Annotated in this window: 12 protein-coding genes; 7 read left to right on the forward strand and 5 right to left on the reverse strand. The window is 40.8% G+C overall.

The features are described 5' to 3' along the window. Positions 1–5: 5 nt before the first annotated feature. Entirely contained in the window at positions 6–827 is an 822-nt protein-coding gene (locus ACP2AF_RS02095) for a DNA/RNA non-specific endonuclease (protein ID WP_425234588.1), read from the reverse strand. A 152-nt stretch (positions 828–979) separates the two neighbouring features. Here ACP2AF_RS02095 and msrB point away from each other — a divergent pair, with 152 nt between their 5' ends. Both msrB and msrA read left to right on the forward strand, forming a co-directional pair. Beyond that, positions 980–1,459, forward strand: a complete 480-nt coding sequence (gene msrB, locus ACP2AF_RS02100) for a peptide-methionine (R)-S-oxide reductase MsrB (protein ID WP_425234589.1) — start codon at positions 980–982, stop codon at positions 1,457–1,459. A gap of 54 nt (positions 1,460–1,513) precedes the next feature. After that, a complete protein-coding gene (gene msrA, locus ACP2AF_RS02105; protein ID WP_425234590.1) occupies positions 1,514–2,068 on the forward strand; it encodes a peptide-methionine (S)-S-oxide reductase MsrA in 555 nt (184 codons plus the stop codon). Between the two features lie 44 nt (positions 2,069–2,112). On the opposite strand, the gene ACP2AF_RS02110 is transcribed toward msrA, so the two are convergent. Next, positions 2,113–3,579 carry an SLC13 family permease gene (locus ACP2AF_RS02110; RefSeq protein WP_425234591.1) on the reverse strand — a complete coding sequence of 489 codons (1,467 nt, stop codon included), beginning with the start codon at positions 3,577–3,579 and terminating at the stop codon, positions 2,113–2,115. 179 nt (positions 3,580–3,758) lie between these two features. Beyond that, on the reverse strand, positions 3,759–5,951 hold the full coding sequence (locus tag ACP2AF_RS02115) for a carboxy terminal-processing peptidase (RefSeq protein WP_425234592.1): 2,193 nt from the start codon (positions 5,949–5,951) through the stop codon (positions 3,759–3,761). A gap of 197 nt (positions 5,952–6,148) precedes the next feature. Between ACP2AF_RS02115 and surE the strand changes: the two genes are divergently transcribed. From surE to ACP2AF_RS02140, 5 genes are all read left to right on the forward strand, one after another. Beyond that, entirely contained in the window at positions 6,149–6,922 is a 774-nt protein-coding gene (gene surE / locus ACP2AF_RS02120; RefSeq protein WP_425234593.1) for a 5'/3'-nucleotidase SurE, read from the forward strand. A gap of 94 nt (positions 6,923–7,016) precedes the next feature. Then, positions 7,017–7,301, forward strand: a complete 285-nt coding sequence (locus tag ACP2AF_RS02125) for a hypothetical protein (protein WP_425234594.1) — start codon at positions 7,017–7,019, stop codon at positions 7,299–7,301. Positions 7,302–7,399: 98 nt separating this feature from the next. Beyond that, complete coding sequence (gene lpxB / locus ACP2AF_RS02130) at positions 7,400–8,518, forward strand: lipid-A-disaccharide synthase (protein WP_425234595.1); 1,119 nt, start codon at positions 7,400–7,402, stop codon at positions 8,516–8,518. Between the two features lie 92 nt (positions 8,519–8,610). Then, the gene (locus tag ACP2AF_RS02135; RefSeq protein ID WP_425234596.1) at positions 8,611–9,159 is read left to right on the forward strand and encodes a C40 family peptidase; all 549 of its coding nucleotides are present in this window, start codon (positions 8,611–8,613) and stop codon (positions 9,157–9,159) included. 1 nt (position 9,160) lies between these two features. Further along, positions 9,161–11,200, forward strand: coding sequence for a ComEC/Rec2 family competence protein (locus ACP2AF_RS02140; RefSeq protein WP_425234597.1), 2,040 nt, complete (start codon positions 9,161–9,163; stop codon positions 11,198–11,200). Positions 11,201–11,221: 21 nt separating this feature from the next. On the opposite strand, the gene ACP2AF_RS02145 is transcribed toward ACP2AF_RS02140, so the two are convergent. Continuing rightward, positions 11,222–12,583, reverse strand: a complete 1,362-nt coding sequence (locus ACP2AF_RS02145) for a peptide MFS transporter (protein WP_425234598.1) — start codon at positions 12,581–12,583, stop codon at positions 11,222–11,224. A 24-nt stretch (positions 12,584–12,607) separates the two neighbouring features. Beyond that, positions 12,608–14,773, reverse strand: coding sequence for a S9 family peptidase (locus tag ACP2AF_RS02150; RefSeq protein WP_425234599.1), 2,166 nt, complete (start codon positions 14,771–14,773; stop codon positions 12,608–12,610). Between the last annotated feature and the right edge of the window lie 149 nt (positions 14,774–14,922).

Consider the following 14,922-nt stretch of genomic DNA (forward strand, 5'->3'; position numbering starts at 1 on the left):
CTAGCCTAAAACTTCCAGTCCTTTGTAGCAATTCCCTTTTCCAAATCCAATTCCATTTCGGTATCAAGGTGCTCAAAAAAATCAATTTGGGTCCTTTCCTCGATTTCATCTACCGGAACGAGAAATTTCCTAAGTGGCTGATTAGTCTCCTTCGCGGGCATCAAGAAGGCTATTACCTTTAAGTTTTTCCCATCACGCCTAGAGATTATCTTGTAATAATAGTTAGGGACATCAACATCTTCCTCCCCTATTTCCAAAAGTCCATCTTCAAGAATACCCCCGGTTACTACAAATACCTCTCCATATCTTTTTGACCATTGGCGCACCTGCATTTCCAATCGGTTCCAGATACCGGAATTAAAGTCATTATTCTGTGGACTAATGTTACTCGTGTAAAACGTTTCGTTGTACGCCTGTTCCGAAAATCTGCGATCCCCGGCTGGGCAGAGATGGCCACGGTCATAGCCAGAGCCCCTATAATTGCGCCAATCGGCAGATTTGGTCCTTATTTTAGGGTCTTCGATGAAGTAAGGTCGCTTCCGATCATCTCGGGTCAGATGTTCCTTTTTTAAGATGTAGGCTACCCATTCGGCTTGTTCAAAAGGTTCGTTGTAGGACAACATAAAGTGATTATGCTCTATGAGAACGCCCGTTGTGGAGCTGGGAAGATAGATATTAGGAATTGCGGTCTTAGGATTATTGTTGTCTTCAGCGGAATAAGTGTCCGGGGTATAAAAATTTTCAAAAGCCCAAAAACCAATGATACAGCACAAAATTAGAACGGTGTATATCTTCCTATTTTTATCCCGGGATTTTGCACGAACCATATGCCAAATTTAACGTAATCCCATAACTTGCCAATAGTCCTGTACCTGTAAGTATTCATTTAAAAAATCGACTAAAACAATTTATTTCTTCAATCAGTTATGTGTAAATTGTATTGGAGTTTTAATAGATTTTTCAATAGATAAACAAAAAAATGCTGAACTGGAAAGATATCATACATTTTAGTATCAAAGGAAATCCAAAACCCGACCGAAGGGTAGAAAAGACTGAATCCGAATGGAGGGAACTGCTTAGCCCGGAACAGTTTAGAATTACCCGGAAAAAAGGTACGGAAGCTCCCCATACCGGGGAATTCTGCAGTATTTATGAAGCGGGGAAGTATAACTGTATTTGCTGTGATACACCGCTTTTTGATTCCACTATAAAATTCGATTCCGGTACAGGTTGGCCCAGTTTTACCCAACCTATTAAAGAGAATGCCATTAAATATGAAAGGGATTCTTCTTATGGGATGATTCGAGTGGAAGTAATGTGCAACACCTGTGATGCCCATCTGGGGCATGTATTCCCTGACGGACCGGAACCTAGTGGATTGCGGTATTGTATCAACTCCGAATCTATGCGGTTGCAAAAACTGGACAGTGATTCAAAACTGGAAAAGATAAAGGGTTAAACGGTTTATGATTGATGATTGATGATTGATAAAATTAAAAATTGAAGTAAAACTATGAACAATACGAATTTAGGATTGGCCACGGTGGGAGGTGGCTGTTTTTGGTGTGTGGAAGCCGTTTTTAGGCAAGTAAAAGGTGTGGAAAAAGTGGTCTCCGGTTATAGCGGTGGCAACGCTCCAGGCAAACCTACCTACCGTGAGGTATGTTCGGGAAAAACAGGACATGCGGAAGTGGTGCAAATTTATTTTGACAAAAACCAAATTTCATATACAGATGTCCTAACCATTTTTATGACAAGCCATGATCCAACCACCTTAAATCGCCAAGGTGCGGATGTAGGTACGCAATACCGATCTGTTATTTATTATCACAACGAGGAACAAAAAGAAATCGCCAAGGGTGTAATCCAAAACGTAGCTCCGTACTTTAACGAACCTATTGTTACGGAAATTAGTCCATTGGATATTTTTTACGAAGCAGAGGAGTATCATCAGGACTATTATGCCAATAATTCCTCTCAGGGCTACTGCAGTGCCGTGATTACCCCTAAACTGGCAAAACTCCGTAAAATGCATGCTGACAAACTAAAGGATGTTTCTGTCTCGTAGACGATCAGGCACCTTTCCAAAAAAGGGGGTCAATAATCTCTTTGTTAGGACATGAACAGGGTTAAGCAGTAAACCCATAGTATAATAAGGAAGGGGCCTAAAATACCAGCCACTGAACCATTGAGCCTAAAATCTGCTTGGGATAGCTTTCCCGTGCTGAATGCAATGGCATTGGGTGGAGTAGATACGGGAAGAAACAGGGCACAGGACGCACTTAAACCAATGACCAAGGGTAACACCATAGGATTGGATACCGACCATATACTGGCAATGGGAATCAAAATAGTAGCCGTTGCCGTGTTGCTCATGATGTTGGAAAACAATACCGTAATAAACGCAAATACGAGTACCAATATCCAAAAGCCCAATTCCACATCTTCCATTTTCCCTACAAAGTACTCGCCCAGCCCTGTTTGTTGAATGGAAAGGCCAAGGGATAACCCTCCAGCCACCAACATTAGGGTATCCCAAGGAATAGTACGTACATCATCGCCTGTTGTAATACTCAGCATGGTAAACACCAAGATGGGCAAGCCGGAAACCATGGCAGGGGAAATACCGTGGATGTTCCCTGTCAACCATAATAAAATGGTCAATAACATCACCCCAAGCACAATTCGTCGCTGCGCCTTTCGTTCTTCCATTTGTATCAACTCTTCGGCATCGGGTTTTTTGTTAGGCTTAAGAAAATCCATGTTCAGTTCTATAAGATCGGATTTATAAACATGGGTTAAAATATACCATAAGATAAATACCAACAATAATGCAACCGGGACACCAAATAACATCCATTCCAAAAAACCTATCTTAAAAGGTAGTCCCCTCATTGTATTTATCGCATCTACAGCAATGGCATTAGGTGGAGAACCTATAACGGTACCCATTCCACCAATTGCCGCAGCTGCCGGTATTCCCAATAAAAGGGCCTTTACAAAAGGTTCCTTAGCATCCAAAGTATTCAGTAAGGGGGCAATGGAGACAATCATCATAGCTGTTGTAGCCGTATTGGACATCACCATAGAAGCCAGGGCCGTGGCCAACATAATACTCAAAAGAACATTTTTGGGTCTTTTCCCAAAACGCACGACGGAAAGTTTGAATACCTCTACGTCCAATCCGGTTTTTTCCATGGCCAACGCCAAAAAAAAGCCTCCCAGGATAAGCCAAATAACACTGTCGCTCCAGGTGTTTATAAATTGTCCGTATTCAATAAAGTTTGGGGAGTCCGGACTGTTTATGGCGGGATTTCCCAACGTAAAGACTAAAAACCCTATGATAAAAAGACCTACGGCAAAGGGCGGTATGGCCTCGGTGATCCAAAGACCTACCGAAAAAAATAAAAGGAATAGAACATAGTACTGGGGTTGGGTAAAAGTAGCGTCTCGCAACAAGAAGACACCTCCAAGGGCCGCTAGAATACATAACAGAAAGGATATAATGTGTTGCTGGTTATCTACCTTGCGCTGCATCTTCCGCATAAAGCGGGTAGATGCCCTTCTAGAATCTGCCATGACTAATGGTATAAGTCCGCAAAGATAAAGTAGCTATTGGAATAAAGCTATTTATGAGATAACACTCTTTGATAAAAAGGTCTCTTCAAATTCCAATTTTGGGAAATAAACAGTATTATTTTCAAAAACAAAGCCTCAACTATAGGTTGAGGCTCTTATATCAATGAAATGTAGATACTTTAATCCTTTATGGCCAGCTTGCCATGTTTTATATTATTGATCTTTAGATCTTGCAAAACATTTACCGCTTCTTCTACATAGACATCCTTGGCCAAATTCTTATGCCAGCGATCTCTCTTTTCACGCAAGACCGAATCTTGGGTAAAAAGTTCCTTCTCATATTTCAAGGAAGTAAAAGTAAGATGGGAATCGTATTCAGAAATGGATTTGAAATAATCACTTCTTTCCTTGTCCTTTTTTTCCTCTTCCTTGTATACATCGTATTTTAAGGAAATAATCGTTTCGTCCTGTTCTTTCTTTAACCATTGTGCATTTTCCTCAATCATTTTAATTTGTGCATTCGCCGCCATACGCTTATTACTGTTCGCAATGGTTTGCTCATAATCTATATAACCGTCCCATATCTCATAATCCGCTGGGGATATTTTGTCCCATTTTAAAGGGTTGGATTGATCCCTTTCCCCTAAATCGATATAACTGTATTTGTCCGGAACCACAACATCGCTTTTTACACCTTCCAATTGGGTAGAGCCTCCGTTGATTCTATAGAATTTTTGCGTAGTCAATTTTATGGCACCTAAATCTCCATGCTCATTGCTACGGACAATATTGTCCAGCGGGATTACATTTTGTACCGTGCCCTTACCAAAGGTCTGTTTACTACCAATAACCACAGCTCTTTTATAATCCTGCATGGCCGCTGCCAAAATCTCGGATGCCGAAGCGGAAAGTTCATTCACCAAAATCACCAAAGGTCCATCCCATTGGATTCGTTCATCCTTGTCATCATATACGTCCTTTCCTTTTCCACTAGATCGCACCTGTACAATTGGTCCATCCTTTATGAATAGGCCGGCCATTTCCACAACGGTCTTTAACGAGCCCCCTCCATTATCGCGTAAATCCAATATCAATCCTTCTACGCCTTCTTCTTTGAGCCGCTCTACTTCTTTGGCTACGTCACTAGCGGCATTGCGTTCGCTATAATCGTTAAAATCCACATAGAATTTTGGGAGATTGATGAGCCCGAATTTTTGGTTATCCTTAATAATATTGGCCGATTTGGCATAAGACTCTTCCAGCTCTACCACGTCCCGCGTAAGGGAAACTATTTCAACAGAGCCATCCACCTTACGTACGGTAAGATCTACAACGGTACCCTCCGGTCCTTTTATCAGTTTAATCGCATCGTCTAGACGCATGCCCACAATATCTATGGGCTCTTCACCGTTTTGGCCCACTTTTATGATTTCATCCCCAACATCCAAACGTTGGTCCCTCCAAACAGGTCCACCCGAGATAATCTCGACAATTTTGGCGCCCTCAGGTTTTTTTTGGAGACGTGCACCAATCCCCTCAAACTTGCCGGACATACTCATATCAAACTTATCCTTATCGTCCGGTGCAAAGTAATAGGTATGCGGATCAAATTCATCAACAATGGTATTAATGTACTGTACAAACCAATCCTTACGTTCCAAGTCATCTACAAAATCGAAAAACTCGTCCAAAGTTTTCTTGGTGGACTCCCTAGCAGCCACCTCAACCTCAACAATGGTTAAAGGCCTGTCCGAGGAGCTATTTTTATAATTACTGTCCAAGGGACGCTTCGTATCCACCATAGCGATGTCTCCTCCGGATGCTCCACCGCTCTTTGCACTTGTGTTGATGTCCAATTTGGCATCATAGGTACCCAGGGTAGCATATTTCAGTTGCTTTCTCCAACGCTCCTTTAGTTCTTTTTTGGAAGAGGCAAATGACTCTTCATCATAGTTAATATTTATGGTTTCCTTCTTATTGTAGTCAAAAGGCTCCGCCAATACATCCTTGTATAACTCCTTGGCATCATTCATTCGCTTCATCAAACGGTCATAAACCAGATTAAAAAAGCTAATATCCGTATTCTTTATTTGGTCGTCTATTTGAAATTTGTATTGCTCGAATTCCAGGATATCCTCCTCCAAAAAATAGCGTTTTGTAGGGTCTATAATATCTATAAAATCCTCAAAAACACTAACCGAAAAATCATCATCTATATCTTTGGGTTCATAGTGCCCTTTTTCCAAAACATAAGTAATAAGATCTAACAACAACTTATCCTTATCATCATTTTCAAAAGACTTGTTGGTAAAACTACAGGATGCCACTGCAACGAGCATTAACAACAGAGCGTAGATAAAATTCTTTTTCATACTAGTTTTATAGTTTAGGGCGATTATTCAACGATTAAATACATTGAAGAAGGCCGTACTTACATAAATTTCTATAATTCCCTAATATACTGAAAAAACCATGCCAGTAGGTAACACGGAAGCATTAATTTTTTGTTAATGGACATTTGGGACATATCTTTTTTTTAAACGTATTTTTGTGGCATAAAGTATATTCTATGGCAAAACCTTTGATTTTGGTCACCAATGATGATGGTATCACCGCTCCGGGATTAAGGGCTTTGGTCAATTACATGAAGGAATTGGGCGATGTTGTGGTAGTTGCCCCGGACAGTCCACAATCCGGTATGGGGCACGCCATTACTTTGGACAATACACTATATTCCCAAAAAATGCAGGTCGATTTTGATAACGGGGCAATAGAAGAATACAGTTGTAGCGGAACCCCAGCGGACTGTGTAAAACTGGCGCTCCAAGAGCTTCTGGAACGCAAACCCGATATCTGTGTCAGTGGTATAAATCATGGCTCCAATTCGTCCATTAATGTCATATATTCGGGTACAATGAGTGCTGCCATAGAGGCAGGTATTGAAGGGGTACCTGCCATAGGGTTTTCTTTATGTGATTATTCTTGGGAAGCCAATTTTGCGCCTTGTGGCCCCTATATTCAGAAAATTGTTCGGGAATCCCTGGAAAATGGCATTCCCAATGGGGTTGTGCTCAACGTTAATGTGCCAAAGACGGAAGACAACGGCATAAACGGAATAAAGGTATGTAGGCAGGCGCGGGCCAACTGGAAGGAAAAGTTTGATAAGCGGACAAATCCAATGGGCAAGGATTATTATTGGCTTACAGGAGAATTTGAGCTTTTAGATCATGGTGAGGATACGGATGAATGGGCGCTGAGCCAAGGCTATATTTCACTGGTTCCCACCCAGTTTGATCTTACTGCCTACCATGCCATTCAACAGTTGAATACGTGGGATTTATAATTTTCGGTGTAAAATAGGACATCACAGATATGGCGACCCGCAAAATTGAATTAATTACAACCCCAAGAAAATAAACACATAATAAGTTTTGAACATGAATGTTAAGAAAGAGCTCTTCATAGGTTTTGCGGTAGGCATTATTGCCAATACCTTAGGAACACTTTTATATATTCTTTTATTTTCCGATTTGGGCATAATGGATACTCTTAACGCCGCCGTAGAACAAGACCATGTAGGTAGCTTGCTGGCCTTGGGTGCTGTCCTGAATTTACTGGCTTTTTTCGGTTTTTTGAAAATCCGAAGAGATCAACGTGCCAAAGGGGTATTGATCGCTACGATTTTAACCGCCCTAATTATATTGTTTTACAAAATTTTTTGAAATCCAATTTTAAGGGTAAAATATGGCATGGTTCCATAAATGAGCTATTAACTTTAACTTTGACATTTGGTGCTTTAAAATTTTGATCTTTACGAAGTATGAAGTACTACATTATAGCGGGGGAAGCATCAGGGGATTTGCATGGGTCTAATCTCATCAAGGCTTTAAAAATCAAGGATACGGATGCCCGGATTAGATGTTGGGGCGGTGATTTAATGCAACAGGCCGGCGGTAATTTAGCCAAACATTACAAAGAAATGGCCTTTATGGGGTTTTTGGAGGTAGTCATGAACCTGGGAACCATTGCGAAAAACATCAAATTCTGTAAGGAGGACATTCAACAGTTTGCACCTGATATCGTTGTTTTTATTGATTTTTCCGGCTTTAACCTTCGCATTGCAAAATGGGCAAAATTAAATGGCTTTAAGACGGCGTACTATATCTCACCCCAGATATGGGCTTCTAGGGAGAGCAGGATAAAGGATATTAAGCGGGATATCGATACGATGTACGTAATCCTTCCCTTTGAAAAGGATTTCTACGAAAACAAGCATGGGTATCCTGTCCATTTTGTAGGCCATCCTTTAATTGATGCCATAACCACCAGACCCCGAATGGGAGAACTGGAGTTTAGGGCACAGAATAATCTGGATGCCAAAAAACCAATTATTGCCTTGCTGCCCGGAAGCCGAAAACAAGAGGTACAAAAAATGCTTACTTTGATGCTTTCCGTAATGCCCTCCTTCCCGAATTACGAATTTGTAATAGCCGGGGCACCTAGTCTTGAACGTAATTTTTATACGCCCTTTTTGAACAATCCCAATGTTGGTTTTGTCTCTAACAGGACATATGACCTGCTGAGCCATTCCTATGCAGCACTCGTCACCAGTGGTACTGCTACTTTGGAAACCGCACTTTTTAAAATTCCACAAGTTGTTTGTTATCGGGCCAATTGGTTTTCATATCAGATTGCCAAACGAATCATTACATTGGATTACATTTCATTGGTAAATCTTATCATGGGAAAGGAAGTGGTGAAGGAATTGATTCAAAATGAGCTCAACACCAAAAACCTGAGTTCGGAACTGTCCAAAATCTTGGAAGGGCCTTTTAGAACGGCACAATTTGAAGCTTATTTTGAGCTTGAAAGGAAGCTAGGCGGCAAAGGGGCAAGTGAAAAAACCGCCGAACTGATTCTACACGAACTGAGGGATTAGAGAATAAAATCGTTCCTTTTTAAAATATTTCTTTAATTTTGGTTTCCAAGTTCCCTTTTCTACAGCTATAAAGAGGGAGAATTACTTGGTGCATGCGTAATGTTTTTTCTATTTTATTTTTAATTCTTATTACCAGTTGTGGTGTAGTCAAGAAAAAAACTACCTATTCCAAAACTCCTAAGGTAACTGTACCAGCTTCCAACGATATCATAGTTTTAGAAGAAGAAACCAAGGAAAGTATTGAAAAACCCGTTTTATCCAAAGCGGATGAGATTATCAATACGGCCCTCACTTTTTCCGGAGTGCGTTATAAATACGGAGGTACAACGCGAAAGGGTATGGACTGTTCCGGGCTTTTATATGTGGCCTTTGGTGAGCATGATATTAAGTTACCAAGAACTTCTTACCATATGGCCGAAGAAGGCAAACGGATACGAATAGAACATGTGTCCAAAGGTGACCTGCTCTTCTTTAGGACATTAAGGCGTGGGAAACGGATAAATCATGTAGGGTTGGTAGTTGCAGTAGAGGGTGATGATATCAAGTTTATACATGCTTCCTCCTCACGTGGTGTTATTGTTTCATCCCTCAGGGAGGGCTATTGGAACTATGCTTTTATAAAGGCTACCCGCATTTTATAGGATGCGTTTACTCCAATTTGTTCCCATAAAACTTACGCTATTTCTTGTTGTTGGCATCTTGCTCGGCAGTTACATTAATTTCGGGCTTCTTTACGCCATGGTCACGGTCTTTAGCCTCTTCCTTTTCACCTTACTTTATTATTTATTTTTTGACAAAAAAAGAAGTGATTCCATTTTCTTTGGAATCCTGGTCATGCTGACTACCATAGGTATTGGGATACTGGCAATTTCCTATTCCGAGCCAAAAAATTTACCTGATCACTATACCCACACAAATTTTCAGGGCGATCATAGGTATTATGTCAAGGTCAAAGAAGTTTTAAAACCGACAACCTTCTCCAATAGATTTCTTGTAGCATTACAAGCCATAGATACTATAAGGGCTTCGGGAAAAATCCTGTTGGCTTTTCCAAGGGATTCCACAAAACAGGAACTTAAGGTGGACGATGAATTGATTATGATCTCCCGTTTAAATCCCATTGGCCCGTCCTTGAACCCGCATCAGTTCAATTACAAAAAGTATATGCAGGGGTTGGGTGTCCATCATCAACTAAAATCGTCCTACGGTTCATTCGTACTTATGGAAAATCCATCCACAACTTTGTACGGGACCGCGGCCCAACTAAGAAATAGCATCATTTCCAAATTGCAGAAAACCGATTTTGGAGAGGAAGAACTCAGCATTATCCAGGCCTTGCTATTAGGACAACGAAACGATATATCAGAATCCGTTTACAACAACTACAAAAATGCAGGGGCCGTCCATATTTTGGCGGTTTCGGGACTACATATCGGTATTCTTTTACTACTGCTTCAATTTGTATTAAAACCGCTGGAACGGTTACCGAAAGGAAAGACCTTTAAATTGGCGGTTATGGTAGTCTTACTCTGGGGTTTTGCCTTTTTGGCCGGACTCTCCGCTTCTGTAGTCCGTGCAGTTACCATGTTTTCCTTTGTGGCCTATGCGCTATATCTTAATCGTCCGAGCAATACTTTTAACATCCTGGCACTGTCCATACTTTTTATCCTCTTGGTGATAGATCCAAAATTACTGTTTCAGGTAGGTTTTCAAATGAGCTATGCAGCAGTGTTTGCCATAGTTTGGATCTATCCCCTGCTACAACGGTTGTGGTTTCCAAAAAATAGTTTGCTCCGAAAAGTTTGGCAATTGTTTTCAGTTAGTATTGCCGCTCAATTGGGCGTCCTGCCGATAAGTCTCTTTTATTTTCATCAGTTTCCAGGGTTGTTCTTTGTTTCCAATCTATTGATAGTTCCTTTTTTAGGATTGATTTTGGGAGGTGGAATTCTAATCGTTTTTCTGGCACTTCTAAATATACTACCAGACTTTCTTGTAGAAATCTATAACGGACTCATCAGGTGGATGAATTCCGTTATTGAACTGATTGCCCGACAGGAAGTTTTTATTTTTAGCGATATCCCATTTGGCGGCATACAACTTTTTCTTTCTTATGTAATTATTATTAGTTTAGTTCTTATCCTGTCCCAGCCTACTTTCAAAAGGATCGTTGCTTTTTTTTTAGCAATTATTCTATTTCAATTGTGGTTGTTTTACTCGGTATGGCAAACCCGTGAAAAAGAAATACTTTTCTTGGCACACCAGACCCGAAACTCCATTGTTTTGCACCAAAGGGGGACAAAACTGAACGTAATTACCAAGGATAGTTCCCGAACGACCCGATTGGTAAAAAATTACCAAGTAGCTGAACGCATAAAAAAAATAGAATACAAGGAATTACGGGATAATTATGTAATACAAAAGCAAAAATTATGGGTTTTGGACAGTTTGGGTGTCTACCCCTCCCATGAAATGAGTCCAGAATTTGTTGTAGTTACCCAATCACCAAAAATCAATTTGGAACGCTTTATAGATTCAGTAAAACCAAAGGTAATTATTGCAGATGGTAGCAACTATAAAAGTTACATTGCTAGATGGAAAATGACATGTGAGAAGAAGAAAGTCCTTTTTCACTATACAGGGGAAAAGGGAGCCTATTACTTTAACCTCATTTCAGAACGGTAACCGTTATCTCCTTAGGAGGGTTCAGGTTCTTTCCATTTTTCTTTCGTTATCCTCCGCTCCGTGGGTCAAAGCCTTCAATTTTTTGAGGAATACAAAAATCAAAAGACCAAAAAGAATGCAGAATACGGCAATCCCCGTAAATACGGTATATTCACCAAATTGGGAAGCAGATTCACCCAACAACCCGGCGACTTTATTGCCCAGGCCTGTAGTGGCAAAATAAATTCCCATCATTGAGGAAGCATATTTGGCAGGAGCAAGCTTTGTGACAAATGAGAGGGATACAGGCGATAGGCTCAGCTCCCCTACCGTATGGAACAAGTATGCCAATACCAACCAATACATGGCCGAGGCTCCTGTACTTTGATACTCGGCCGTGGCGGCGGTCATAAACAAGAATCCGGTCCCCATAATAATCAATCCCATCAACATTTTAAAAAGTGAAGAGGCCTCTTTGCCTTTTAATCTTCTTGTCGCCCAATAACCTGCTACAGCGGTTCCAAGGGTTATGATAAAAAACGCATTTAACGACTGAAACCAAGATGCAGGAACTTCCCATCCCATTAACATCCGATTCGTATAGTCCTTGGCATAGATATTCATTAGACCACCAGCTTGCTCGAACGCACCAAAAAACACGATTACCATTAAGAAGGAAAGCACAAGCACAATAACCCTATCCCTTTCTATTTTGGTCAAAGGCCGCTTTAGGGCTTCCCTATCTTCCTCAAGATCCGATTTTCCCAAATAATCACCTACCCCTGTAAGGTATTTTTGACCGAAAACAAATTGAATAAGCCCAAATAGCATACAAATACCGGCCAGTCCAAACCCGTAATGCCATCCATAAACTTCACCCACATACCCAACAATTAAACTGGATAGGAAAGCGCCAACATTAATTCCAATGTAGAATATGGTAAAACCTTTATCCCTTCTTATATCCCCTTTTTTGTATAAGCCCCCTACCATCGTGGAAATGTTCGGTTTTAACATCCCCACACCAGCGATAATAAATCCAAGTCCTGTATAAAATGCCCACATTTGTTCGATGGCCAAAACACTATGCCCTATTACCAAAAGGATGGCCCCTAGAATTACCGATTTCTTTTGACCAAGAATTTTGTCAGCAATCATTCCTCCAGGAATGGACGCCACATAAACCAACATGGTATACCATCCATAAAGGGCCAATGCTTCCCCGTTACTCCAACCAAGGCCCGGATTTTTGTCCGTAGTCTGTGTAACCAGATATAAAACTAATATGGCACGCATTCCATAATAGGAAAACCGCTCCCACATCTCGGTAAAAAAGAGGACATACAATCCCACGGGGTGTCCAAAAAGCTCTCTTTGATGTGCTGGTCTTGCTACTGTTGCCATAATCAATTTTGGTTTAGTTAGTTCTTATAGATGTTTCTCAACGAAATCGGTCATTTTATTAAAGAGGTGCACTCGGGTATTCCCGCCATAGATACCGTGGTTCTTGTCCGGGTAAATGGCCCAATCAAATGGCTTGTTGGCCTGTATCAACGCCTCTATCATCCGCATACTATTCTGTACATGCACATTATCATCCCCGGAGCCATGAATTAATAAATAGTCCCCTTTAAGCAGTTCCGGATAATTAAAGGGAGAATTATCATCGTATCCCCCTGGATTTTCAGCTGGGGTCCGCATAAACCGCTCCGTATAAATGGTATCATAAAAGCGCCAGCTTGTGACGGGCGCCACGGCTATGGCCATTTCAAAAATATCGTTACCCTTTAATAGGCAATTGGTGCTCATATGACCTCCAAAGCTCCATCCCCAAATACCGGTACGTGACTCATCTACATAAGGCAGTTCGCTTAATTTTTTAGCTGCGGCTATCTGATCTTCCGTTTCGTATTTTACCAAGTTTAAATAGGTTACCTTCTTAAAATCTCGGCCTTTATAACCGGTTCCCCGTCCGTCTATACATGCCACAATATAGTCTTTTGAAACCAGCATTTGATGCCAATAATCATTGGCCCCCATCCAGTCATTAGAGACGTTTTGTGATCCAGGTCCACTATATTGATACATAAGCAAAGGATATTTCTTGCCTGGATCAAAATCAGATGGTTTAATCATATACATATTCAGGTCATTTCCATTGATTTCCAAGGTGGAAAATTCTTTGGGACTAATGGAGTAACCGCCCAATTTATCCAACAAAGCTTTGTTGTCCTTTATGTCCCTTAGCTTTTTACCTGTTAAGGCATTTCGCAATGTATAGCGATACGGAACGGTGGCGTTGGAATACGTATTGATGAAATTGGAGAAATCCGCATTAAAATCGGCAACATTGGTCCCTTCCTCCGTAGCTAGGGATTTTTTACCCTTTCCATTGCCTCTAACACTATATACGCCCCGATTTATGGAACCATTTTCAGTCGATTGATAATAAACTCTGTCCCGCTTTTCATCATAGCCGTAATAATCGGTCACTTCCCATGGCCCTTTGGTAATCTGGCCACTTAATTCCCCGTTTGCCCTGTAAAGGTAAATATGGTTATATCCATCACGCTCGCTGGTCCAGATGAAACTGTCATCTTTCAAAAAGGTGAGATCATCTGTTATATCCACATAAGCATCATCTGTTTCCTCCATCAGCAAGGCAACCGAATTGTCCTTTGCATTTACGGTATGCAACTTTAATTTGTTCTGATGTCGGTTTAATGTTTGAACGCTCAATTTATCCGGATGGTTCATCCATTGCATCCTAGGAATGTAATAGGCATCACCCAAATCCACTTTTTTGGTTTCTCCGGAAGCCACGTCGAACATATGCAAGGTAACCTTTGCATTTTCCTGTCCAGCTTTGGGATATTTGAAAACATAAGGCCAGGGATATAATCCTTCTCCGTAAACGTCCATGGAAAATTCCGGTACATTGGTTTCATCAAATCGGAGAAATGCAATTTTACTCCCATTGGCATTCCAAGCGAAGGCTCTTACAAAGGCAAACTCCTCTTCATAGACCCAATCCGTAACCCCATTGATAATCTTATTCCTTACCCCATCCGTTGTAATCCGTGAAGTTTTGCCTGAGGCAACATCAAAAAGATAGAGATTGTTCTCTTCAACATAAGCCACCTGGCCGCCATTTGGGGACAGAAGCGGTTCTTGGATTTTTGTGTCAGCGATTTGGATAAGGCTTTTGGTGGCAATTTCATACAAATAAAAAACACCCAGAGTAGAGCGTCTAAAAATGGGCTCTACTTGGGTGGCTAACAAAATCTTGGATTCATCAGAACTAAACTCATAGGAAGAAAAACCTCGTATTTCGGGCAAATCGGCAGATGAGATTATGGTTCCTGTTTTTTCCAGAGTGTCATAATCGTATTTGTCTATGGAGCTGCTACCGTTGGACCTATCGTAATTAAGAACAGTATATTCCTTTCCATTGTTAAGTGAACGGAGGACATCAAGACCTTCTGTTCTAAATTCTCCGCCATAAATCTCTTCAACGGAAACGGTTTTCTTCTGTGCTAGTGTGGTGGTCAAAAAACCTGTGACTATAAGTAACAGAACGTAAGGTCTACTCATAAAGGTGAAAATGTTGATTTAAGCTTTCAAGTTTACTAATAATTTAACTAAAAAATGAATTTTACATGAAAAATATAACACATTGTCTTCACGAACAAGTCTCCAAAATTTGACCTCATTATGCCTATCTTTGGCGAAGAAACCACCAC

It is taken from the genome of Ulvibacterium sp. (assembly GCF_965248315.1).
Taxonomy (GTDB): Bacteria; Bacteroidota; Bacteroidia; order Flavobacteriales; family Flavobacteriaceae; genus Ulvibacterium.